This is a genomic window from Pseudomonas idahonensis (genome assembly GCF_037903935.1).
Lineage (GTDB): Bacteria > Pseudomonadota > Gammaproteobacteria > Pseudomonadales > Pseudomonadaceae > Aquipseudomonas > Aquipseudomonas danubii.
In genome coordinates, this window is record NZ_CP149586.1 from 2,395,827 (window position 1) to 2,419,863 (window position 24,037).

20 protein-coding genes, 1 pseudogene and 1 riboswitch are annotated in these 24,037 nt (G+C 61.4%); of the genes and pseudogenes, 15 read left to right on the plus strand and 6 right to left on the minus strand.

Annotation, left to right across the window (positions count from 1 at the left end; translation table 11 throughout):
- Positions 1–7 precede the first annotated feature (7 nt).
- Positions 8–859, plus strand: a complete 852-nt coding sequence (locus WIN67_RS11060; protein WP_339071218.1) for a transporter substrate-binding domain-containing protein — start codon at positions 8–10, stop codon at positions 857–859.
- A gap of 58 nt (positions 860–917) precedes the next feature.
- Positions 918–1,928: an Ldh family oxidoreductase gene (locus WIN67_RS11065; RefSeq protein ID WP_339071219.1), complete on the plus strand. Its 1,011-nt coding sequence runs from the start codon at positions 918–920 to the stop codon at positions 1,926–1,928.
- A 196-nt stretch (positions 1,929–2,124) separates the two neighbouring features.
- Here the strand turns inward: WIN67_RS11065 and WIN67_RS11070 are convergent, their stop codons facing one another.
- The gene (locus WIN67_RS11070) at positions 2,125–3,246 is read right to left on the minus strand and encodes a branched-chain amino acid ABC transporter substrate-binding protein (RefSeq protein WP_339071220.1); all 1,122 of its coding nucleotides are present in this window, start codon (positions 3,244–3,246) and stop codon (positions 2,125–2,127) included.
- Positions 3,247–3,497: 251 nt separating this feature from the next.
- On the opposite strand from WIN67_RS11070, the gene WIN67_RS11075 reads away from it, so the two are divergent.
- The 4 genes from WIN67_RS11075 to WIN67_RS11090 all read left to right on the plus strand — a co-directional run bounded on the left by WIN67_RS11075 (position 3,498) and on the right by WIN67_RS11090 (position 7,818).
- Positions 3,498–4,403 (plus strand): LysR family transcriptional regulator, encoded by a 906-nt coding sequence (locus WIN67_RS11075; protein ID WP_110596821.1) that lies wholly within the window; start codon positions 3,498–3,500, stop codon positions 4,401–4,403.
- A 197-nt stretch (positions 4,404–4,600) separates the two neighbouring features.
- Positions 4,601–6,067, plus strand: a complete 1,467-nt coding sequence (locus WIN67_RS11080; RefSeq protein WP_339071221.1) for an aldehyde dehydrogenase family protein — start codon at positions 4,601–4,603, stop codon at positions 6,065–6,067.
- A gap of 218 nt (positions 6,068–6,285) precedes the next feature.
- Complete coding sequence (locus WIN67_RS11085) at positions 6,286–6,822, plus strand: aconitase X (RefSeq protein ID WP_339071702.1); 537 nt, start codon at positions 6,286–6,288, stop codon at positions 6,820–6,822.
- 219 nt (positions 6,823–7,041) lie between these two features.
- Positions 7,042–7,818: an NAD-dependent deacylase gene (locus tag WIN67_RS11090; RefSeq protein WP_339071223.1), complete on the plus strand. Its 777-nt coding sequence runs from the start codon at positions 7,042–7,044 to the stop codon at positions 7,816–7,818.
- Between the two features lie 327 nt (positions 7,819–8,145).
- Here the strand turns inward: WIN67_RS11090 and chrA are convergent, their stop codons facing one another.
- A complete protein-coding gene (gene chrA, locus WIN67_RS11095) occupies positions 8,146–9,351 on the minus strand; it encodes a chromate efflux transporter (protein ID WP_110652611.1) in 1,206 nt (401 codons plus the stop codon).
- Positions 9,352–9,625: 274 nt separating this feature from the next.
- A riboswitch (Fluoride riboswitch) is annotated at positions 9,626–9,687 on the plus strand.
- Between the two features lie 141 nt (positions 9,688–9,828).
- Between chrA and crcB the strand changes: the two are divergent.
- Positions 9,829–10,183: pseudogene (gene crcB / locus WIN67_RS11100) on the plus strand (fluoride efflux transporter CrcB).
- A 10-nt stretch (positions 10,184–10,193) separates the two neighbouring features.
- A complete protein-coding gene (locus tag WIN67_RS11105; RefSeq protein ID WP_170002285.1) occupies positions 10,194–10,340 on the plus strand; it encodes a hypothetical protein in 147 nt (48 codons plus the stop codon).
- Between the two features lie 5 nt (positions 10,341–10,345).
- Here the strand turns inward: WIN67_RS11105 and WIN67_RS11110 are convergent, their stop codons facing one another.
- Together WIN67_RS11110 and WIN67_RS11115 are read right to left on the minus strand one after the other, a co-directional pair.
- Positions 10,346–11,236 carry a universal stress protein gene (locus tag WIN67_RS11110; protein ID WP_339071224.1) on the minus strand — a complete coding sequence of 297 codons (891 nt, stop codon included), beginning with the start codon at positions 11,234–11,236 and terminating at the stop codon, positions 10,346–10,348.
- A gap of 226 nt (positions 11,237–11,462) precedes the next feature.
- Positions 11,463–12,419 carry a LysR family transcriptional regulator gene (locus WIN67_RS11115; RefSeq protein WP_102863606.1) on the minus strand — a complete coding sequence of 319 codons (957 nt, stop codon included), beginning with the start codon at positions 12,417–12,419 and terminating at the stop codon, positions 11,463–11,465.
- A gap of 95 nt (positions 12,420–12,514) precedes the next feature.
- Between WIN67_RS11115 and WIN67_RS11120 the strand changes: the two genes are divergently transcribed.
- The 7 genes from WIN67_RS11120 (at position 12,515) to aepX (ending at position 20,779) form a co-directional block, all read left to right on the plus strand.
- The gene (locus WIN67_RS11120; protein WP_339071225.1) at positions 12,515–13,741 is read left to right on the plus strand and encodes an MFS transporter; all 1,227 of its coding nucleotides are present in this window, start codon (positions 12,515–12,517) and stop codon (positions 13,739–13,741) included.
- 2 nt (positions 13,742–13,743) lie between these two features.
- Positions 13,744–14,568, plus strand: a complete 825-nt coding sequence (locus WIN67_RS11125; protein WP_339071226.1) for a hypothetical protein — start codon at positions 13,744–13,746, stop codon at positions 14,566–14,568.
- A gap of 101 nt (positions 14,569–14,669) precedes the next feature.
- Positions 14,670–15,905 carry an MFS transporter gene (locus tag WIN67_RS11130; RefSeq protein WP_102882424.1) on the plus strand — a complete coding sequence of 412 codons (1,236 nt, stop codon included), beginning with the start codon at positions 14,670–14,672 and terminating at the stop codon, positions 15,903–15,905.
- A 271-nt stretch (positions 15,906–16,176) separates the two neighbouring features.
- On the plus strand, positions 16,177–17,406 hold the full coding sequence (locus WIN67_RS11135; RefSeq protein WP_213665031.1) for a pyridoxal phosphate-dependent aminotransferase: 1,230 nt from the start codon (positions 16,177–16,179) through the stop codon (positions 17,404–17,406).
- A gap of 122 nt (positions 17,407–17,528) precedes the next feature.
- On the plus strand, positions 17,529–18,359 hold the full coding sequence (locus WIN67_RS11140) for a hypothetical protein (RefSeq protein WP_102882422.1): 831 nt from the start codon (positions 17,529–17,531) through the stop codon (positions 18,357–18,359).
- 87 nt (positions 18,360–18,446) lie between these two features.
- A complete protein-coding gene (gene fumC, locus WIN67_RS11145) occupies positions 18,447–19,832 on the plus strand; it encodes a class II fumarate hydratase (protein WP_110596843.1) in 1,386 nt (461 codons plus the stop codon).
- Between the two features lie 56 nt (positions 19,833–19,888).
- Positions 19,889–20,779, plus strand: coding sequence for a phosphoenolpyruvate mutase (gene aepX, locus WIN67_RS11150; RefSeq protein WP_110652615.1), 891 nt, complete (start codon positions 19,889–19,891; stop codon positions 20,777–20,779).
- Positions 20,780–21,132: 353 nt separating this feature from the next.
- On the opposite strand, the gene WIN67_RS11155 is transcribed toward aepX, so the two are convergent.
- Both WIN67_RS11155 and WIN67_RS11160 read right to left on the minus strand, forming a co-directional pair.
- On the minus strand, positions 21,133–22,554 hold the full coding sequence (locus WIN67_RS11155; protein ID WP_300238337.1) for an efflux transporter outer membrane subunit: 1,422 nt from the start codon (positions 22,552–22,554) through the stop codon (positions 21,133–21,135).
- A gap of 58 nt (positions 22,555–22,612) precedes the next feature.
- A complete protein-coding gene (locus WIN67_RS11160; protein ID WP_102882419.1) occupies positions 22,613–23,413 on the minus strand; it encodes a helix-turn-helix transcriptional regulator in 801 nt (266 codons plus the stop codon).
- Between the last annotated feature and the right edge of the window lie 624 nt (positions 23,414–24,037).

The window sequence follows — 24,037 nt, forward strand, 5'->3', positions numbered from 1 at the left end:
TGAAGCCATGATCCATTCATTCAAACGCATTACCCGTTGGGCATTCCTTTGTTCCTCCCTGGTGGGCGGCGCGGCCCTGGCTGGCGCGCCCCTGGCCCTGGCGGACTGCAAGCCGGCCCACCAGTTTGAAACCCTGACCCCCGGGGTGCTGGCGGTCGCGGCCTGGGTCTTTCCGCCATATTCGATTCCCGGGCCGGGCAACCAGTTAAGCGGGGTCGATGGCGAAATCATCAAGCGCATCGCCGCCAGGGAGTGCCTGGAGATCAAGCTGACAGTGGTGGACCCGGCGGCGGTGATCCAGTCTGTGATCGCGCGGCGGGCCGACGTCGGCATCGGCGACTGGTACCGTACCGCCGAGCGCAGCAAGGCCCTGGGCCTGTCCGCGCCACTGTACCTGGACATGATGGGGATTATCTCCAGGGAGGGTTATTCGAGCATTTCCGAGCTGGAGGGCAAGCGCGTCGGCACGGTGCAGGGTTATCTGTGGGTCGACGATTTGAAAAAGCTCTTTGGCGACAACCTGGTGCTGTACCCCAACCCGGTAGCCATGGCCCAGGACCTGGCCTCGAAGCGGATTGCGCTGGGCGTCGACAGTTTTGCAGTCGGCGTGGCTTCGCAGCAGAAGGGCGCGTACCCGGGCCAGCACATCAAGATCTCGGCGCCCGACCCACGGGTGAGGGCCACCTTGCAACCGGGGCAGTCTAGCTTCCCGCATACCAAGGCCAATACCGCGCTGGGCGTGGCGCTGAACGACAACATCCAGGCCTTGCACGCGTCGGGTGAAATGGCCGAGATACTCGGCTCGTTCGGCCTGGATAAACAAGCCGCCAACGTCGGTGCGCCGCGCCTGGTGGAATGACCGGTGATCCTGAGCCTGGTCGCCTGGGCAGTTGTGGAACAGCGTCAGGGAGCAACCCATGTCAGAAGGTGCAGCGTTCAAGTGCCTGTCGTTGGCCGAGGCCAGGGCGTTTGCCCAGCGCTGCTGCCTCGATGCCGGCAGCAGTCAGGAAGTGGCCCAGGCCCTGGCCGAAGCCACGGTATCGGCCCATGGCCATGGCTTGGCCAGTGTGGGTTTCGAGCATTTGGGCGATTACCTGAACGGGTTTGCCAGCGGGCGCATAGCGGGCCTTGCTCAGCCGCTGATCACTCAAGTGGCGCCGGCGATGATCCGTTGTGATGCGCGCCAGGGCATCGCGCAGTTGGGGTTCGAGCGGGCCTTTGGCGCCTTGTGCGACAACACCAGGCAGCTGGGGATCAGCCTGTTTGCCCAGCACAGCGGCTTTACCTGTGGCGAGCTGGGCTACTACCCCCGGCGTCTGGCCAGCGAAGGCCTGGTGGCACTGGCCTTTTGCAATGGCCCGCCGTTGTTGACCGTGGCCGGTCAGCGCCAGCCGATGTATTCGACCAACCCCCTGGCGTTCGCCGCCCCTTGCGGCGACGGGCGCCTGCTGCTGATCGACCAGGCCAGCAGCGCCACGGCCTTCGTCAACCTGCTCAAGGCGGCCGAGGCCGGGGAGACGATCCCCGCAGGCTGGGCGGTGGATGCCCAGGGCGCTGCCACCCTGAGTGCCCGGGAGGCCATGCACGGTGCCTTGCTGGCATTCGGCGGCAGTCGCGGGGCCAATATCGCCTTGCTGGTCGAAGTGCTCGCCGGCGGCGTCAGCGGTGCCAACTGGTCGCTGGATGCGCCGGATTTTCGCCGCGGCGGGCAATCGCCGGGTGCGGGGCTGCTGGTGATCGCTATCGCCCCGCACCTGCTCGACGAGCAGTTCGAGAGCCGCCTGGCACAGCAGATGCAGCGTCTGGAAGGTTTGGGCGTCCATCCACCTGGGCAAGCCAAGCAGCAAGCCTGGGTCCGGGCGCAGAAAGAGGGGATCAGCTTGCCCATGGCGTTGTATCAGCAGCTAGGGGGGGCGATTTGGGTTTAACGGCAGCGTCCTTCTGACAACGAATGTGGCGGGCGGCCGATATGTTCGGGTAGTAACAGCCTGTCGGGTGGAGTTTAGGGATTGTGTATTTCTTGCCCTTACCCCTGAGCACCGCCCGAGTAAAGGCTGTGGAAGACATTGGCTGAATGCGCGGCATTCTGTTTGGGGCGCCTGATCTTGGCGCCCCACAAAAAAATCAGCGCAAGACGCTGTATTCGCCCTGATCATCCCAGCGATACATCACGAAGTCAGGCGTCGCCAGGTCTCCCTTGGCGTCCCAGCGCTTATTGCCAGCAACGGTTTTTACACTGTTGTCCCTTAGCCACTGTCCCAGTACCGCGCCGTCATGGGATTGGGTGGCTTGCATGGTCTGAGCAATGGCTTCAAGCGCCGCGTAGGCATACAGCGTGTATCCCAGAGGTTCGAATCCCTCCTTGCGCAACGCGGCTACTGCCATCTGGCTTTCACTATTTTGTCGTGCGTCTTGGCCGAAGACCATCAAGACCCCCTTGATGAACTGCCCACCACCGGCCGCAACCGGAAAGTCATCGGAGGCGATGCCATCGCCAGCCACAAAGGGAGCGTCGACCCCCGACTCGCGTATCTGTCGGACCAGGGTGCCAGCCTCCACGGCGACACCACCATAAAAGACCGCGTCCACTTGCAAGCCCTTGATCTTGGTGGCCAGGGCATTGAAATCCTTCTCGCCGCGTGTGAGGCCTTCGAACAGGACAGGTTTGATCCCCATTTCTCCCAGGCGCTGTTGTACGGCCAGAGCTACTCCCATGCCGTAGGAGTCCTTGTCATGCACGATGACGATGCGTTTGGCCTGGAGTTGTTCATGTAGATAATTGGCAGCAACCTCACCTTGCTGGCTGTCGCGTCCGACCATTCGGGTCACGGTGTCCAGGCCACGTTCAGTGATGGTGTTGGCAGTAGACGCAGGAGTCATCATCAGGATGTTGGCGTCCGAGTAGATCTCCGAGGCGGGGAGGGTGGAGGAGGAACAGACGTGGCCGATGACGGCCTGTACATGGTCGGTATCGATCATCCGGTTGGCTACCGCCACCGCTTGCTTGGGTTCGCAGGCATCGTCTCCTTTGACCAGGACAATCAATTTGCCGTTAATGCCGCCCGCGGCGTTTATCTGTTTGGCCGCTGCGTTGGTGCCGTTCCAGACCTGCGCGCCCAGCCTGGAGTAGCTGCCGGTGAAGGGGCCGGCTACACCTATGCGGATCTCCTGATCGGCATAAGCCGCCAGTGATGAACTGAGCATCAATACCAGAGCCGTTGCTCCTGCCATCGATTTCATCGTCATGCTCCTTGCTTGATGTATGAACTCAATACGCAATCCAAGCCGACATTTATCGGCCGGATCAGGAGGACCAAGCTACGTAACTCGAAGGAATTAAAGAATGGCTCTTGTCTTACCTTCAGGTAACCAGAGGCTTACCTATCTAAGCCGTTTCTGATCTGTCTGCTGAAGCATGGCGACAAGGGCGGTGGCACCTCTATAGTGCCGGCTCGCTGGATGTTCTGAACCTTGTGGCTTGGCTGCGGAGGTCTCTTATGAGAGTGGGTCAGGTAAGTGACATCGATATTCGGTTGCTGCGGGTGTTTCGCGCGGTGGTTGAGTGCGGCGGATTTTCCGCTGCCGAGATAGAGCTGAATATCAGTCGTGCGGCTATCAGTTTGAGCATGGCCAATCTGGAAAGCCGTCTGGGTGTTTGTCTTTGCAAACGTGGGCGCAGTGGTTTCGCTTTGACGGTTGCCGGGCAGAGCATCTACGACGCGTCACTCCAGTTGTTCGCGGCCATAGGCAATTTTCGCACCCAGGTGAATTCCGCCACCACTCAACTGCGGGGGGAGCTCAACATTGGAATTACTGACAATCTGGTGACATCGCCTCACATGCGAATGACTGAGGCACTCAAGATTCTCAGGGCCAAAGGGCCCGATATTCAGGTCAATGTGCATATGACGACGCCAAGCAGCGTGGCCCGCGGCGTATTCGATGGTCATTTCCACATTGGCGCGATACCCACTACTCACAGAGTGAATGGCTTGGACTATCGACCCTTGTATGCCGAGGAGTCGCAGCTTTATTGCAGCCATGAACACCCTCTGTTCGGGGTTGAGGATGAAAGCTCGATCCTCGAACGCTTACCCCTTTGTGACGCGGTCACCATCGCTCAATCCCAGGAACCGGAGGTCATCAAGTACTCCAAGAAGCTGAAGGTAATGGCGACGTCCAGCGATCGCGAGGGGGTGGCGTTCTTGATTCTGAGTGGTGAATACATTGGCTATCTGCCCAGCCATTACGCTCAGCGTTGGGTCGATGCTGAACGCATGCGTGCTTTGTGTCCGGAGCACTACCGATACTGTACTCAGCTTTCGGTGATCACTCGCCCCGACCAAGCAGGAAACCTGCTGTTGGATCACTACCTGCAAGCCTTGGAAAGCATTGCCCCCTAGCGTTCTAGCCACGGTCAATTATCTGGTTACCTGAAGGTAAGCTCTGTGAAATCGAATTGTCAGCTGGAGCTTGGTAGCGTCCGTCCTTAGTGACTGGTCCGGCTGTGGCCGGTGGGTCCCTATGGAGAACATGTCTGGGTGGTCCGCTTTTCTTGATGTTGACGGATACCCTTAATGACTTGAACAAGGATGCTTCGATGAACACTGCTCACGCTGACGCGGTTCTGTATTTCGTCAATCCTGGGTATTTGCCTTCTGCTAGTCGTCGCACACGGGAAGTTTTCGATCCGGCGACGCTGGAGCGCATTGGAGTCATCCCGTTATGTGATAAAGCCGACGTCGACGCGGCTATCGCCGTCGCCGACGCTGCACGCATCGAGTGGCGAGCATTCGACGGCAGGGCGCGTGGCCGGTTACTGCATGAAGTCGCCGAGACCATCGAGCAGTCAGTTGAGCATGGCCTTGAGGTTGCTTGCCTGATGGGGGCGGAGACGGGAAGGTCATTTTCTGACGCTATGGCTGAGCTGGCCGGTTGTGCACGGGTTTTTCGACACTACGCCGAACTGGCCAGTGAAGAGTCCAATGACGTCCTCAGTAGTTTGCGGTCTCTGACGCTGCAACACAGGCACTATGAGCCTTATGGAATCAGTGTGCATATTCTCGGAGTCAGTCAGCCGCTGCTATTGATGTGCCGAACCGTAGCGGCGTCATTGGCCGCAGGTAACAGCTGCATAGTGAAACCTGCAGAGACCGCTGCACTCTGTACTTTGAAGTTCATGGAGTACTTCAGAGGATTGCCTTCGGGTTTGGTTTCCTGTCTTCCTGGGGATGGCTTAACGGCACAATTGCTGGTGCAGTCTGCTGCTACTCACGTTGTCGCCTTTAGTGGCGGTGCCGCAGCAGCTAGCGCCGTAGCCGTGACTTGTGCGGAGCTGATGAAACCTTGTGTGATCGAGACCGGATGCAGTGCTCCGGTGATCGTTTCGCGACACGCATTGCTGGATGTTGCAGCAGCCTGTGCGGTCACTGCCGCGTTTCGTCTGGGTGGACAGACCTGTACCTCGGCAAAACGATTCTTTGTCGTGGATGAAGTACACGACCCATTTGTCGAGAGGTTTGCAGAAGGTGTTCGTGCGCTGCGTACTGGTTACAGCCGTGGTTACTCGGAGATTGGACCGTTGGTAAGCGAGGAAGCACGAAAAAAAGTGATGGGCCTTGTGGAGGATGCACTGGCCAAAGGGGCGACACGAGTCTGTGGTGGACAGATACCCGCCGATCACCCTATTGGCTGGTTTTATGAACCAACCCTTCTTACCGAGCTCAGCGATGACATGGATATTTACCATGAGGAATGTTTTGGCCCAGTAGCCGCCGTTCGCCGTGTGCGGCACTTTGATGAAGCCCTGGAGCTGGCTAATAGTTCACCCTGCAAGCAGGGGGCTGTATTGTTTTCCGGCGATTTGGCCGAAGCAATCACGGCCGCAGATCGGCTTGAGGCAGGTCTGATCTGGGTCAACAACCCTTTGATTTACAAAGAGGCGTTGACGGTTGATGGATGGACGTTGTCGGGGCTCGGAAGCGACGTAGGTCTGTGCGGGCTCAACGCCTTTCGCCGATCAAAGACCGTGTTCATCAACCATCCTGCTCGAGAGTGGCAGTGCTGACCCCGTCAGCGTGTTGGCTATCACGCAACTCAGGCTGCTGGACCCGACAATGCAAGCTGTCGGGTCACGTCAGAGGTTTATGGGGGGCTCAACGGTTCAAGGCTTTGCGTGCAATCCGGCACGCGGCCAGGGCCCACGCGGCTGCCATATCGACAAGAATCCCCAGGCGGCGGTGGTGATCGAGGTGCCGCAGCTGGCGGATTTCGACGAGTCGCTGTATCCGCGGCTTCGGGGGCACCCCGGAAGCGCTGTCCCTGGCGACGCTACAGGTTCTTGCCCACCCCCTGGAAACCATCAGGGTCAGCCGTGACGACCTGTACCGCAGTTGGCAGGCACTGAACTCGGCTGATGATCGACAGGTGGACATCATCTCCCTGGGCAACCCGCATTTTTCCCTCGACGAATTCAAGCGCCTGGCACAACTGTGCGCCGGTCAGCGCAAGCACCCGCAGGTCTCGATCATGGTTACCTGCGGCAGGACGGTGTTCGAGCAGGCCGAGGCGGCCGGTGCGATCGATGTCCTGGCAGCCTTCGGCGTGGAGTTCATGACCGACACTTGCTGGTGCGTGATCGAAAAACCGCTGCTCAAGCCCAACGCCCGCTCACTGATGACCAACTCCGGCAAGTACGCGCATTACGGTCCCGGAATTTCCGGCTTGGGCATTCACTATGCGGGGCTGGCGACCTGTGCCGAGACCGCACGTACCGGTCTGGCAGCCGGCTGCAGCTCCCGCCTGGATTCGTCCGTAAGTTGATGCAGTCCGTGGCCGTATTCGTTGGGATGCGGCCATCGTCACGCAGGCCCGATCGCAGGGTCGCAGCGACCCAGAGGGTTGTGCTGCGCCAGGATGATCGTATTCGCCTGGGTCAATGCGTTTTATTTTCCGCTCAGCCGCGAGTGCCTAAACTAGGGTCATAGGTCTTTCCCGTGTTTACTGAACAGTATCCGTCGCTGCAGAGCCGAGGGGTGTCTCGTGAGCCAAATGCAAAGAGCTGCTGATGTTTTAAGTGCGTCCAAGACAATCGTTTTTTTCTCGGGTGCTGGTATCTCGGCTGAGAGCGGAATACCGACGTTTCGCGACAAACTAACTGGGTTATGGGCGAAGCACGACCCTCAACGCCTGGAAACAGCGGACGCCTTTCGGGAGAACCCGGCTCTCGTATGGGGCTGGTACTTGTGGCGGCGGCACCAGGTCAGCGGGGCAAAGCCAAACGCGGCCCACCTGTGCATTCCCCGGTTTCAAGATGCCGGCTGGGAGGTGTCCGTCATTACCCAAAATATCGATGACCTGCATGAGCGTGCAGGTTCATTGGACGTGGTTCATGTTCATGGCAGCTTGATGGACGCGAAATGCTTTGCGTGTCACCGGCCAGGCGAATTAACACCTGACCAGCTGAGGGTTTCTGAGGAAGGACAGTGGATCGAGCCTCCTCGGTGTGAGCATTGCAACGAAAGGCTTCGGCCAGGGGTGGTCTGGTTCAAGGAGAAGATGCCCGAGGACGCCTGGCGGTCCGCAGTACGGCTCGTGAGAGATTGTGATGTACTGATTTCTGTGGGGACTTCCGGCGTAGTCATGCCGGCAGCTGGCATTCCTGAAATGGCGCTCGCAGCCGGGGCTGCGGTGATCCATGTCAACCTTGAGGAGGTTGGATGGGTTGGCGCGGACGAGATAATGCTGAAAGGAAGTGCTGGTGTGGTATTGCCCGAGCTGCTCCTGGCGGTCGGGGGAGGCGACAACGTCACAGCTTGATGGATCTATCTAGGAAACCAGGCACGAGACGAGCATGAGGCTTTCCAAACTGAGCCGCTCCGCGCGGATTCATAGCCCTTCACCGCAGTTGTTTCTGCCATCGTGACTTTCCAAGTGACCCTGGCCTTCTTCCAGGCTGAGTCATTCATGTGGTGGAACGTCGTTTCATTCCCCTCGCCATCAGGCTTGCCAAGCGGGAACGCGTAGAGCGGATGCTTTCCGCGCTGCTTCTCGATTACCGACTTGGCCAACTCCCTGACCATGGCAAGGACGCTATAGAAGGGCATTCCAACTGGACGAGAAAGCCCTACGGAGTTTGAAAGACTGTCAAAGCATGGCACTCAGCACCCATCCGGCTACACCACCACCGATCACCACCAACCAGGGCGGTTGCTTCCAAAACATCAGCGCGACCAGGCACACCAATGCCAAACCGAAGTCCTGTGGCTTAAGGATCGCGCTCGTCCATACAGGCTGATAAAGCGCCGCTAGAAGCAAACCAACCACCGCCGCATTGATCCCAAGCAACGCTGCTTGGATATGTACGCTGCGCCGCAGTTGCTCCCAAAACGGTAACGTACCAACGATCAATAGAAACGACGGCAGAAAAATGGCTAGCAAACAAATGAACCCGCCGACCCAGCCAGAGGGTTCGACGCTCATCGACGCACCTAGAAATGCCGAGAAGGTCAAAAGCGGCCCAGGAACAGCCTGCGTTGCACCATACCCGGCAAGAAAGGTTTCATTGCTGACCCAGCCTGAAGGCACTACTTCGGCCTGCAACAATGGCAACACCACATGACCACCACCAAACACCAGAGACCCGGAGCGATAAAATGCATCTACCATGGAGAGCGTCTGACTGAGTAGCATCTGGCTCATTATCGGTAAGCCGACCAGCAAAGCGAAGAACAGTGATAACCAGAACAAACCTGCTCGGTAACCGACCTTTATAGGCAGTGGATCATGTTCGGCGGCGCGAGCTGGTTTGAATAAAAGCACGCCGGCAAAAGCCGCGACAACAATTGAGCCGATCTGCCCCCATGCAGACGGAACCAACAGCACCACACACGTCGTAATCGCCATGATCGTGATACGCAACGCATCAGGGCATAGATTCCGTGCCATTCCCCATACGGCTTGAGCGACCACCGCAACGGCCACGACTTTCAGGCCGTGCAGTACGCCAGGCGCGATGATATCGCCATGGTTGGAAATACCTAACGCAAACAGGATCAGAAGGATGGCCGAGGGCAGCGTGAAACCCGCCCAGGCGGCCAGCGCCCCAGAGTAGCCCGAACGGGAGAGTCCCAGCGCCATACCAACCTGACTACTCGCGGGGCCTGGCAAGAACTGGCAAAGTGCGACCAGGTCAGCATAGCTACGCTCAGTCAGCCATTGCCGGCGCGTGACGAACTCATCGCGGAAATACCCCAAGTGTGCGATGGGCCCGCCAAATGAGGTCAGTCCCAGGCGCAAAAAGATGAGGAATATAAAAAACGGTCGACGGTCACCTTTGCTGTTTATGTTCATGCACACGTTTTCTGCATTTAATTAGACATTGATGACGATGAGGAAAAGAGGGCTGCAAACGGGTCTGCGTCTACGAAAGCTGGGGGCGGAAAAAAGGTCGTGAATCTTCATGTCGTGGTTTTTCCTTGCGATTTGCGCCGCGTAGACCAGGGGGCGGTAGAGATACACCTCGAATCTGAGCGCCACCATAGCGTTCGATTGAGGTGTCAAAACTCATTAAGCCAGTTCATACGAACTCGTTGTACCTTGAAAGTCTTACAGTGGCTGCCATGGCATGAAAACAGAAGAGGGTATTCCTCCTTCAACCGCCTTTGTGCTGATGATGCCTACGTGAACCCTGGATGGGGTGCGTAGGTGTGCCTCCCTGTCCGCCAATTTAGGGCAGGATGGTGACTCAAAACCTCATATCAGCTCCCTGTCTTAGTACGCGGTTATTCGCATCTCCTCGGCCACTTCAGCCCAGAGGAGACACGCACCATGTTGAAATCACTTCTAGTCATTGCTCTAGGCGCATCAGTGGGTGCTTGGTGGCGTTGGCTTTTGGGCATGAAGTTAAACGCCCTGTTTCCCTCGATTCTGCCAGGCACTGTGGTCGCGAACATGGTCGGTGGCGGCATCATTGGCCTGGCCATCGCGTTTTGGCCACATCCCCCTAAGCCCTGAATGGCGCCTGCTGATCATCACGGGCTTCTGTGGCGGCCTGACCACCTTTTCCACATTTTCCACCGAGACAGCTGCCCTGATTCAGGAGGGCAAATGGCTGTGTTCACTCGGCTCGGTTTCATTGCACGCCGCAGGACTTCTGTCCTACCAAATGACCGGTACGCGCTGAGGAAGTGAAAATGGAAGGTTTTCTGGTGATTTTCTTTACCCAACAGAAGCGTCGTTATCACAGACCACCCAAGGGGCAGCGCAAGTCCGCAACTTGGGTCAAAACCACATCAGCACTAACAGCCGGCTGCGATAGTGGCGGTTTTTTCGTTCATTGATCCGCTTATCCCGTGATGGCCAGAACGCTGCACGGCACCTGATGCAGAACATGCTCCGTAGTACTGCCAATAAGCTTGTCCACCCCTTTGTGATGGGTATTTCCCATTACGAAGACATCTGCTCGAGTATGAGTGGCAAATTCGGCCATCGCTTTGGTTGGCGGCCCTGCAATGAAGTGTCGCCGCTCAGGTGGCACGCCATGGCGTTCCGCCAAGGCAATGAAGCACTTTTCAAGTGACCGGCGCACGTCGTCGCTGAAGCCTGGCATCGTCACGGCGCCGGCACCCGCATCAGAGAAGTGTGTGTGTGTCAGTTCATAGGCATACAGCATGTGCAATTCAGCCTCACATTGCGTCGCCAGTTCGTTCGCCGCCTGAATGATGCTGTCGTTGATTCCGCTGATCTGACCCTCTGGATGCGATGGATCAACCGCCGCCACAATCATCCGAGGAAGCGGACACCTGACTTCGCTGACCAGATGTAAGGGGGTCGGACATTGACGCAACAACTGCCAATCCAAAGGTGTGACGAATACGCGTTTGAGCGCTGATTCATGATGTACGTCCTTGATAATCAGGTCCGGCTGCATTTCAGCCACATGCTCAAGGATTGCTTGCAGCGGGTCACGGGTCACTGCAACTTCGGTGGTCACGTTGATGCCCTGCCTGCGCATGAGTTCGGCCTCATCCGTCAACCACTGCAGGTTCTCCTGCCGGCAACTCTCACGAAGTTGTTCGCTGTTGCTCATTAACCGCATAAGGTCGAAGTCTTCGATGAACACTGCGATATGCAGCGCGGCGCCCGTAGCGTCGGCCAGGGCGATTGCCCGCTCCATCGCCGGCGAGTGACGCATGGTGGGACCTGCGATCAGAAAGAGTCGTTGATATTGCCTCATGTGCACCTCCAGCGTTTCGGGTTATCCGCTAGCGCCCCCAGCACTCTCGCTTGTCCCACCATTGGCGACCTTTTATCGCCTCAACTACCTGGATCGACACTATCAATATACGCCTGCATCAGCGGCTGACCAGTCGCCAAGACTGTCGAAGTGTCTAGCAGACCTTTGCAGGTGCATGCCTACAGCAGAGAGTTCGTGGGCCGCGACGTCAATGGCAACGATCTGCTCATCGCTGGAGGTGGGGCAGAGGCCCGGGTGGCATGCCGCTAGCGCCCACAGATTGCGGTTGCGCCTGGAGCAATTCGTCGAGCACCCCCATGAAGGCGTCCACCAGTTGGCTGCGCCCTTGCTTGCGGGTCAGTACCAGCAGTTGCGCCGTGGCGCCGGGGTCCGTCAGCGGTCGGTAGGTCACGCCTTTTTTGGCCAGGGTCTGGGTGCAGCGGGGCACCAGGGCAATGCCCCGGCCGGCGGCGACCAGGGCGATGATCGAGGTGATCTGCCGGCCGCTGGGGCCCGGTCGCAGGGGCAGGCCGTTGCGCCGGTAGAGTTGTTCGATCGCCTCGTTGAGCCCCGAGCCGTAGTCCGCCGGAAACAGGATCAACGGGTGTTCGCTGAGCTCGGCAAGGGTCACCTGATCCTGGGCGGCCAGGGGGCTGTCGCTGGAGATGGCCGCCACCAGGGGTTCGTCCCCCAGGGACAGGGCCTGGATTTCGCTCTGCTCGCTGGGTGGCTGCATCCGGCTCATGCCGATATCGATTCGCCCGTCGACGATCTGTGACCACTGGCTGACCGACGCGCCCTCGACTAGGGTCAGTTGCACGTCCGGGTAGCGCTGGGCGAAGGCCTGGATCGCCTGGCTGAACAGGTCCGACAGGGCGATCGAGCTGGCGTAGCCCAGGGCCAGTTGCCCGGCGCTGCCCTTGGCCAGCTTGCTGGCCATGACCTGGGTCAGGTCCACCTGTTCCAGCACGGCCCGGGCGTAAGGCAAAAAGTGCCGGCCCTGGGCGGTGAGGGAGACGGTGCGACTGGTGCGGTCGAACAGGCGAAACCCCAGTTCGGCTTCCAGTGCCGAAATCTGCCGGGTCAGCGGCGGTTGCGCGAGGTGCAGACGCAGGGCGGCACGGCCAAAGTGCAGCTCCTCGGCGACGGTCAGAAAGTAACGCAACTTGCGTAGATCGAGCATCCTGTTCCCTGGGTATTGATCGGTCGTAAATCGGTATTGGTCTTGGGGGCGCGGGGTATTTTATAAAGGCCTTTCGTCATAAAACGAGAGGTTTCATGAGTCCGCGCCAGCATTGTGCTCGCATCGCCCTGTTTTTGTGCGGTTGTGCGGCCTTTCTCAACCTGTATGCAACCCAGGGCATTCTTCAGGAGTTCGCCCAGAGCTTTCAGGTGAGTATCAGGGACGCGGGCTGGAGCATCACCGTGACCACCCTGGCGGTGGCCATCACCGCACCTTTTGTCAGCCGTTTCACCGGCCGTTTCCAGCAGCGCTCGGTGATGGTCCTGGCGTCCCTGCTTTTGGCGCTGCCGGCGCTGCTGGCGGCCTGTGCCGGCAGCTTTGCCCAGTTGCTGTTCTGGCGTTTTATCGAAGGCATGCTGATCCCGGTGGTGTTCGCCACCAGCGTGGCCTACATCGGCGATCGCTGGAGCGGCGGCACCGTCACCGAAGTCACCAGTCTCTACGTGGCCGGCACCGTGCTGGGCGGTTTCGCCGGACGTTTCGTCACCGGCTTCATGACCGAGTACGTCGGCTGGCGCGAGGCCTTCGCGCTGTTGGCCGGCCTGAGTCTGCTGATCGGCGTGGCCATCCATTTCCTGCTGCCGGCCAATGCGCCCGTGGTCAGCCGCCGTGCACAGAACCGCATGCGGGATCTGCGCGAGCTGTGCAGCCGGCCCTTGCTGGCGGCCTATGGCGTGGGCTTCTGCGTGCTGTTCTCCCAGGTGGCCACCTTCACTTACGCCGGGCTCTACCTCAGCCTGCCGCCCTTCGACCTGGGCGCCGCGGCCCTGGGGGCCATCTACAGCGTATTCCTGCTGGCACTGGTGGTGATTCCCATCGCCGGCCGCCTGAGCAAATCCCGGCCCCAGGCCGAGTTGCTCAAGGTCGCGGCCCTGCTCGGGGTCGGCGGCTCGGCCCTGACCCTGTTGCCTTCGCTGTGGCTGATCGTGCTGGGCCTGGCCTTGAGTTCCACCGGGGTGTTTATGGCCCAGGCCGCCGCCAACTCCTTTACCACCGCCACCGCCCGCCACAACAAGGCCGGGGCGGTGGGGCTGTACCTGACGTTCTATTACCTGGGAGGCAGTTTCGGCGCTGTGGTCCCGGCACTGCTCTGGAGCCATTGGGGCTGGCAGGGCTGTGTGGCGCTGATCGTGGTGTTCCAACTGCTGTCGCTGCTGATTGCCTGGGGCGGCTGGAAGCCCCTCGAACCCGAAGCACCGGTCGCCGATCCCAGGCTGGTGAACCCCCTAGATGCATCATCCAACAAGGAATACGTGAGGTGACCATGAATAACGTACTGACCCGGCAGAGCCAGTTGTTGAAGATTGTCGAACCTGTGTTGAACGACATGCCGGCCAGTGTCTTGAAGCATGCGCTGTTCGAGGCGTTCTGGAGCGAAGAGAACGCCCTGGTGGACATCGAGAGTGCCTTCGAGAAGCTCACCTCGCGCCGCCACGCGCCTGCCGTGCTGCGCAAGTTCTTTGCCAGCTGGTCGAAGACCAACAATTCCGCCACCAGCGTTTCCGGCCTGGCCAACCGCATCACCTTGCTGGCCCGCTCGGGCCAGGGCTCGGCAGCCGCCGACGGCCTCTATCGTGCCTGCGGCAGCCTGCAGCGCATTACCGATGAAGACCTGGGCGCTCTGGGCAACACCCTGCATTCAGACCTGTTCTACAACATGGCAACGCCCATCTGCGGCGACGATCAGTGGCTGCTCAAGGAAAACTGCCTGCCCTCGGCGCAAGGCTTCAAGGACTGGACCGACTTCCGCCGTCTGCGCGACCGCGATCTGCTCCAGGGCCTGCTGACCACCCTGATCCACGAGGTCTATACCCACGGTGAAGTGGAGTTCATCCACCCGCTGTACAAGCAATGGTTCGTGCGCGACATGGGCGTACCGGCGGAAAAGGCCCGGACCACCGTGGCCTGGGTCACGGTGCACACCGGCGGCACCGAGAGCAACCACTTCGCCCATGCGGTGGCGGCGGTCGAGGAATTCGTCGATGCCATGCAGGTGCGTGTCGACCCCCAGGTGGCGCGGGAAATCTTCTGCGAATACCTGCAGCGCAAGGCCCGGGTGATGCGCGACTGCAGCCAGTTGTTGCGCTGATGGCGTGCGGCCCGGCCCTGGCAACGGGGCTTGTGGCTGGCCCAGGCTTGCCTATCCTGTGACTGATTTCTATCCCTTCGACCTCGCAGCCCGCCCCCAAGATGAATGACCTGAAACACAGCGCCTCCCTGGAGGCCATGCCGGCCACCGACACTTCGGTACGCCGCCGGTCCCTGGTGGCCGGTTGCAGTGCTCATGCGGTACACGACGGTCTCACCGATGTGATCTACGTGCTGCTGCCGATCTGGCAGGCGCAGTTCGCCCTGAGCTATGCCCAGATCGGCCTGTTGCGCGGGGCCTATTCCGGGATGATGGCCGGGTTCCAACTGCTGGCCAGCCGTGCTGCCAAGCGCTGGGGCCGCGAGCGCCTGCTGGTGGGCGGCACGGCGCTGGCCGGGCTGGCCTACCTGCTGGCGGGGCAGGCCGGGGGCTTGAGCGTGTTGCTCCTGGCCCTGCTGCTGGGCGGCCTGGGGGCCAGTACCCAGCATCCGCTGGCGTCTTCCTTGATCACCGACACCCATGAAGCCGGAGGCGGGGTCAAGGAGGCCCTGTCCCAGTACAACTTTGCCGGGGACATCGGTAAGACCCTGATCCCCGGCCTGGTGGGCCTGTTACTGACGGTGATCAGCTGGCGCGCCAGTGTCACCCTGATCGGCCTCCTGGGGCTGGCCGCCGCGCTGTTGCTGTGGTGGCTGATTCCCTCCCGGGCCGTCACCGCGGCCATGAGCGAGAAGGCGCCCAAGGCGGTCAAGGGCCAAGGCTCGGCCAGCGGAATGCGTGCGTTGATCCTTACCGGCACCCTGGACAGTGCAGTGCGCATGGGCTTTTTGACCTTCCTGCCGTTTTTGCTCAAGGCCAAGGGCGCCGGCACCGCGGGCATCGGCCTGGCCCTGACCCTGTTGTTTGTCGGTGGTGCCTTCGGCAAGTTGCTGTGCGGTTACCTGGGGGCGCGCATCGGCATGATGAAGACGGTGTGGATCACCGAATTCACCACCGCCAGCCTGATCGTGCTGGCGGTATTTCTGCCCTACAACGGCCTGATGCTGATGTTGCCCCTGCTGGGCCTGGCGCTGAACGGCACCTCCTCGGTGCTGTACGGCGCGGTGCCGGACCTGGCGGGGGCCGGCAAACGCGAGCATGCGTTCTCGTTGTTCTATACCGGCACCATCGGTGGCGGGGCGCTGGCCCCGGTGCTGTTCGGCAGCCTGGGGGACGTTACCGGGATACCCCTGGCGGTGATGGCCCTGGCCGCCACGCTGCTGCTGACGCTGCCGCTGTCCTGGTACGTGCAGCGCGGCCTGGACGCCGATGCTCGGGCATTGTCCAGCCCTGGCTGATGCTTGCTGTCGACCCTTGAATCATCAGGCCCGGGGCTGTTCTGCCCGGGCCTGATGCGTTCTGCGCCCGGGCTCGCGGCAGGGGCCTCGCGGCCATCAGATATTTCTTACTTTTGCAGTATCAATCACGACGCAAACGGTATTGGCCGGACATTCTGACTGTCATCAGAATGTAAGAAGACCTGGCTGGAGCCCCCATCCAGGTTGGCTGCACAGGGTGTTTCCCGAATTCGGGGCGCCTTGTTTCCAGATCGTTTTCGCAGGTAAGAACATGAATAACAGCGAAGCCACTGCAAGCCGATTTTCCTTGTCCAAGCGTGCCCTGGGCCTCAGTGCCCCCGGTACGTCCAGCATGCGCAGCAAAGCCAACGCCCTGAAGGAAAGCGGGGTCAAGGTGATCAACTTCGCCGCCGGTGAATTGTCCTTCGACGCCTGCCAGGACATGCGCACCGGAGCCATTGAAGCCATCGAAAACGCGCGCAACCGCTACACCCCGCCCATTGGCCTGCCGGCCCTGCGGGAAAAGCTCGCCCAGCAGGTCAGCCAGCGCACCGGCGTGACTTTTGCGGCCAATGAAGTGGCGGTGACCGCCGGGGCCAAGCAGGCCCTGTACAACGCCTGCATGGTGCTGCTCAACCCCGGTGACGAGGTGATCGTGCCGACCCCGTACTGGGAAACCTTTCCCACCCAGATCCGCCTGGCGGGCGCCACGCCCGTGTTGGTCGAGACCCGGGGCGACGACTACCGGCTGACCCTTGAGGCGGTGCAGGGCGCGCTGAGCGAGCGCACCCGGATGATCGTCATCAACACCCCCAACAACCCCACGGGCACCGTCTATCAACGCCAGCAACTGCTGGCGATCGCTCAGTTGGCCTTCAACCAGGGGCTCTGGGTGATGTTCGACGAGTGCTATCGCGGCCTGGTGCGCGAGCCCCATGAGCATCACAACATCCTTTCGCTGTTCCCGGCGCTGAAACCGCAAACCGTGCTGATCGACTCCTTTTCCAAGAGCCAGGCAGTGACCGGCTGGCGGATCGGCTACGCCTGCGCCCCGGCGCCGGTGATCGCGGCCATGCACAACCTCCAGGGCCACACCACCTCCAACCCCAGCAGCCTGTCCCAATACGCCGCGCTCAACACCCTGAACGCCGATTCATCGCAGTTCGCCGACCAGGTCAATCCGTTCCTGCAACGGCAGCTGCACGCTGCCCGCACCTACCTGGATCGCCTGGAAGGCATCAGCTACGCACCACCGGAAGGGGCCTTCTATCTCTACCTGGATGTCTCCTCCCGCCTGGGGGGCTACTACCGCGGCGAGCAGGTGCGGGATGTCGAGCACCTGGCCGACCTGCTGCTGACCGAGGCGCATATCGCCGTGGTCCCGGGCTCGGGGTGTGGCGACCCGCATTGCATCCGGATTTCCTACGCCGTCGAGTACCAGGAGTTGATCGAGGGGCTGGGCCGTTTCAACCAGTTCATGTCGGCCATCGTCATGGACTGACGGCGCTTCAAGTCGCCCGCCGTTGCACCGTCATCACCGCTGTTCCCGCGCCCCTGTGGTGGCCCGGGTGGCGTCGCTCGTCTTGCTGTCCGTGAAGTGAACAATAAATACAGGAGAGAGACATGGAGAGTTCCCGCAAAGCGTTCATCGGCTACGTGCACCAGGCCCTGGTGGATGTCGAAGACCGGAATCTGGTGGAGGCCCTGCTGACCGGCTTTGAAAACCATCCCGACAAGCTGGACGGCTACTGCCAGACCTATCAGCGCATGACATCCAGCCGCTGGTCCGAGGATTCGCTGTGCACCTTTTTCTGCGGCTGGCGCAGCCCTGATGGCGCGGCTCACGCCGTGTCCAGCATCATCGTGCGGCTGTTGCAGGAGTCCGCGGACCTGCCCGGCGACGACAACAAGCTCAAGCTGCTGGAGGCCGCCCGGCATTGCGGCGAGATCATCGTCGAAGACGTCGGCCTCGGTGAAATGCACGGCCATCCCCACCATTCCAAGCTGTACCACCGCATGGCCTCGGCCATCTGCGGCTCCGACAACTGGCGCCTGCAGGACAAGTACCTGAACCCCATCACCAAGGAGTTCTCCACCTGGGTCGGGGAGAAACGCCCCCTGGCGCCGAACCTGGTGGAAGCCCTGGAGATGATGGCCCTGACCGAGCTGTTCAACACCGGCGAATACAACCTGATGACACCGCTGTGGAAGAACTGGCTGCGCGAGTCCTGCGGTTATCCGGCGGGGGAGGCCAACCGCATCGCCGGCTTCCTCAGCGTCCATTGCGGCGCCGTCGAGGCTCGGCATTTCCGCCACGCCACCGACGCCCTGAAGCTCTACACCCAGGCCACCGGCCAGCAGATCGACTACCGGCGCATCGCCGCGCTCTCCGACGAGTACGTGGTGCGGGCCTGCGCGCACCTGGAAAAAATGGCCTCCGTGCTCAAGGCGTAGGGCCCCTGCAAACGATGCCGGGCGCGGCGACGGCCCGGCCTCCCATGACTGATTGCACTGCATAGCAAAGACTGGAGAACCATGAACATGCGTCTTGAATCCGACTCGATGGGGTCCATTTCCGTACCGTCCAACAGGTACTGGGGGGCTCAGACCGAGCGCTCCATCCTCAACTTCCCCATCGGCCGTTCGCGCTTCCAGTGGGGCGCGCCGATGATCCGTGCCATGGGCATCCTGAAAAAGGCCGCGGCCCTGGCCAACCTCAAGCTTGGCGAACTGCCTGAAGCCATCGCGCTGCCCATCGTCAAGGCGGCGGACGAAGTCATCAGCGGGCAGTTGGATGATCACTTCCCGCTGGTGGTGTTCCAGACCGGCTCCGGCACCCAGTCCAACATGAACGCCAACGAAGTGATCGCCAACCGGGCCATCGAGATGCTCGGCGGCGAGCTGGGCAGCAAGAAGCCCATCCACCCCAACGATCACGTCAACCGTGGGCAATCGTCCAACGACACCTTTCCCACGGCCATGTACATGGTGGTGGTAACGGAAATCTTCGAGACCCTGCTGCCCGGGGTGGCAACCCTGCGAGACACCCTGTTCGAAAAATCCCAGCAGTATCGCGACGTGGTCAAGGTCGGCCGGACTCACCTGCAGGACGCCACCCCGATCACCCTCGGCCAGGAAATCGGCGGCTGGGTCGAACAGATCGACTACGCCCTGGGGGCCATCGAACTCAACCTCGGCGGCCTCTACGACCTGGCCATCGGCGGCACGGCGGTGGGCACCGGGCTCAACTCCCACCCGCAGTTCGGCGACGAGTGCGCGCGAATCATCGCCGAGCTCACCGGCTACCCGTTCAAGTCCTGCGCCAACAAGTTCTTCGCCCTGTCGGCCCATGACGCGCTGATCAACACCTCGGCGGCGATCCGTACCCTGGCCATGGCCCTGATGAAGATCGCCAACGACGTGCGCTGGCTGGCCAGCGGCCCGCGCTGCGGCATCGGCGAGATCGACATTCCCGAGAACGAGCCGGGCTCTTCGATCATGCCGGGCAAGGTCAACCCGACCCAGTGCGAGGCGCTGACCATGGTCTGTGCCCAGGTCTTCGGCAACGACGCCAGCGTGGCCTTTGCCGGCAGCCAGGGCAATTTCCAGCTCAACGTCTACAAGCCGGTGATGGTGCACAACGTGCTGGAAAGCATCACCTTGCTGGCCGAATCCTGCCGCGCCTTCAACGACCATTGCGCAGTGGGCATCGAGCCCAACCGGGCGCGGATCGAGGCCAACATCGAGAAGAACCTGATGCTGGTGACCGCCCTCAACCGGCACATTGGCTACGACAAGGCGGCCATCATCGCCAAGACCGCCCACCAGGAGGGCAAGTCCCTGCGGGAGGTGGCGCAACAGCTTGGCTACGTTTCGGCCGCGGATTTCGACCGCTATGTGGTGGCCCTGGACATGACCCATCCCTGAGGCCTGGCCGCCGCAGCCAACCCGCTGTTCCTACTCACAAGAGGCGCGTGAATCCCATGCAGGACGCTGATATTCGCCGAACCCACCTCAGCCAGTTGCTGCGCCGCAAGCGCTGTCTGCGGGTCCTTGAAGCCCACAGCCCGATCTCGGCGCTGCTGGCCGAACAATCCAGGCTGGAGCGCGGGCCCGGGCCCAGCCTGAGTTACGACGCCATCTGGTCCAGTTCCCTGACCGACTCGACCCACAAGGGCCTGCCGGACATCGAGATCCTCTCGCCCAGCAACCGCCTGCACGGCATTCGCGAGATCTTCGATGTCTGTTCGCTGCCGATGATTTTCGACGGCGACACCGGGGGCAAGGCCGAGCACTTCGCCATCCACGTGAAGATGCTGGACCGGGCCGGGGTCTCGGCGGTGGTCATCGAGGACAAGTGCGGGCTGAAGAAGAACTCCCTGTTCGGTACCGCCGTGAGCCAGGTCCAGGACAGCATCGAGGAATTCTGCGAGAAGATCCGCGTGGGCTGCGCCAGCCGCAGCCATGCAGAACTGCTGATCATCGCGCGCTGTGAAAGCCTGATCCTCGACAAGGGCATGGACGACGCCATCGAGCGCTGCCTGGCCTATGTCGCCGCCGGCGCCGACGGGATCATGATCCACAGTCGGAAAAAGGACGGCCTGGAGATTCTCGAATTCGCCCGGCAGTTCCGTCGCCAATGCCCGCGGGTGCCGCTGATCTGCGTACCCACCAGTTATGCCCACTTGAGTTTCGACGAGCTGGAAGGAGCCGGCTTCAACGCGGTGATCTACGCCAACCACATGCTGCGCAGTGCCTACATGGCCATGCGTGATGTGGCGGTGGGCATTCTCGAACATGGCCGGACCCTGGAGGTGGAACCCCGTTGCCTGGGCATCGAGGAGATCCTTGATCTGGTGCCGGGCACCCGTTGACCGCGGGCGACAGCGGCGGTCCCGAGCATTCTTGGAAGATTCTGGTTTTATCCCCGTCGATTGCGCGACTGAGGATATGCAGGAATAAGAATTTTCTTACATACGTTGCCAGGACCGCTGCTTAGAATTGCCCCGTTCGCCCGGCCAGCCACCACAGGCTCCATGCCCAGTGGTGGTTTCTGGTCAGGGCGGGCTGCAACATCGCAATACCTGCCTGCCCGGTCCGTGTTCTGCCTACTGCCCTTGGCTGGCCGGGTCGGCACTTCAGGTTCGATGCGTTCAACATCCCCCGCTAGCCGCTACTTCCCCCTCCAACCTAGAACCTCAATTCGGACCTCAAGCCGAGGACCGCGTCAGGGTTGTGCCTGGGTGCCGGCCAGGCTCGGTGCTGCGCTCCAGGCGCCCCCCAGGGCCCGGTACAGGTCGACCTCGGCCAGCAGCTGCGCCAGGTGGTCGTTGATCAGGCCCTGCTGGGCGCTGAACAGCGAGCGTTGGGCATCGAGGAACACCAGGTTGCTGTCCACGCCGATGCGATAGCGATGCTCGGCCAGGTTGTAGTAGTCCTGGCTGGCCTGCACCAGATTGCCCTGGGCCATCAATTGCTGCTGATAGGTCTGGCGAGCGGCCAGGCCGTCGGCCACTTCCTGGAAGGCGGTCTGAATCGCCTTTTCATACTGGGCGACGCTGATGTCCTTCTGCAGCCGGGCGTAGTCCAGGCTGGCGCGCAGGCTGCCGGCATTGAAGATCGGCAGGTTGATCTGCGGTTGAAAGGTCCAGCCGCCAGCCCCTCCCTTGAACAGCCCGGAAAGCTCCTTGCTGGAGCTCCCGGCATTGGCAGTCAGGCTGACGCTGGGGAAGAACGCCGCTCGGGCCGCGCCGATGTTGGCGTTGGCGGCCTGCAGTTGGTACTCGGCCTGGAGAATGTCCGGGCGTCGCTGCAACAGGCTCGAAGGCAGGCCTGCGGGCACCTGGGCCAGCATGCCTTCGGCCAGCCTGCGCTGGGGCAGGTCGGCGGGGAGGGGCGCCCCCACCAACAGGGTCAGGTTGTTCAGGTCCTGGGCCACCTGGCGCTGGTAGCGGGCCAGGTTGGCCCGGGCGCTGTCGACGCGGGTGCGGGCCTGGGCCACGTCCAGGGCCGAGATCTTCCCGGCATGGCCGTTGCGTGTGGTCAAACGCAGGCTCTGCTCATCCGCGGCCAGGGTCTTGCGGGTCAGCTCCAGCAGTTCCTGGTCGGCGCACCAGGTCAGGTAGGCACTGGCGACATTGGCCACCAGGCTCAACTGCGCGCTGCGCCGGGCTTGCTCGCTGGACAGGTAGGTCATCAACGCCTGTTGGCTGAGGCTGCGGATGCGGCCGAAGAAATCCAGCTCGTAGGCGCTGATGCCCAGGTTCGCCCCATAGCTGGAATTGATCAGCGCCTTGCCACCGGTCATCTGCTCGGGCAGCCGCTGGCGCTTGCCGTTGACACTGGCCGATACCGCCGGCAGCAGGTCGGCGCGCTGGATGCGGTACTGGGCCTGATAAGCCGCGACGTTCAGCGCCGCCACCCGCAGGTCGCGGTTGTTGTCCAGGGCACTGTGGATCAACTGTTGCAGCAAGGGGTCCTGGAACAGGCCGGACCAGTCGGCTCCCGCGGTGCCGGCGGCCGAGGCGTAGGCCAGGCCTTGAGGGTAATGGGCAGCAACCGGCGGCGCTGGGCGTTGGTAGTCCGGGATCAGCGAGCAGCCGCCGAGGGCCAGGGCCAGGGCCGCCAGGATCGAAGGGGAGGTACGCATATCAGCCTCGTGACAAGGACATCCTGAAGGTGGACGACAGGGGCGCAGCAAGCGCGCCTCAGGCGCCGACCATCCACTTGGCCAGGCCGTGGCGGCCACTGACCCCGAGCTTGGCGGCGGCACGCTTGAGGTAGGTTTCGATGGAGCTGTTCTTGACGCTCAGGCGCTGGGCCATTTCCGGCACCGTGCCTCCGGTCAACAGCCCCAGGCAGACTTCTTTTTCCCGTGCCGAAAGGCTGATGTCCCCCAGGGACAGGCGCTCGTCGAACTCCCGTTGCAGGGGCGTCTGCTGACGCGCATCCAGGGGGCGGCTGCTCCAGCTGCGCAGGTTCTTCAGGGCCTGTTGCCGGTGCAGTTGGGCATGGCGCTCCAACAGCGGCAGCAGGGTCGCCGACAAGCTCTTGAGAAAGGACAGTTCGGCCAGGGAAAAACCGCCCTGGGAGGGTTCGCGGTAGAGGGCGATGACACAGCGGCGGTTGGCTTTGCGCGAGACCAGATGGCATTGGTGCGGGGTGTGGCGTGATGTTCCGCCCTGGGCCTGGGCATTCATCTGAATCAGCAGCGAGTCGTCCATTTCCAGCATCTTGTGCAGCAGCGGATCATGGCGTCGCGGGGGCTCCGGCAGAGGCAGGTCCTCCTGCAGCCCGGCCCGCCCCAGCAAGGTGATTGCCAGGGAGCTGGCCTGGCGTTCGTCGAGGGTCCACTCACTGAGCAGCAGTTGGCTGACCGGCACCAGCTTGTCCACCAGTTGCAGCATGTCCCTGGCGAATCCGCAATGGCCGGTACTGGAGATCAACTGCCCCAGTTCGAAGTAGAAGGGTGGAGTTTCCATGTTGGCGATACTGCTGGTCAGACCCATATCCTTATCATCCTTGATCGAGACAAATCGCTGATCGAAACGCGGTCGCCACGGTGGCCCGCGGCACAGTGTTCATGTACCTGATTTGGTCGGAAAAATCTGATTTAAGCCTAAGAATTTACTTCGCGTCTGTAGGGGTAAACCGGGACACGCAGGCCGCATCAGAGCGCTGCCGGGCTGTCCCCGTGGGCCGGCAACAGGCGCGCAATCCCCGCTGGCGTTCGTCCTCGCGGTTGTGCAAGGCGCTGCCGGCACAGGCTCATCAGGCCTTGGCGGCAAGGCAGGCGAGGCCAGGAGCCTCATGTACGGGTGGTCAATGTCCTACAGCTATTTCAGCCGATCCGCAGCAGCGTCCCGGCGCTGATGGTGCCTGCCCGGGGGCTTGCCTGGCGGCCTGCCAGAGCCGTTCTCAAGGCCTTGAGCCTGCTTCGCCAGGGCCCAGGAATGTCCGGGTTTCGGGTGACATACAGGGTGTGGGGCCGATGCTTAAATCCGCGGACGCTGGTGCCCGGGCCCATCACATGAGAAGGATCTTATGATGCGTTTTTCTGCCTTTGCCGTGGCCGATATGGTCGCGCCAATCACCCTTGTCATCCACGGTGCGCTGCCTGCTGGACGTTCAGC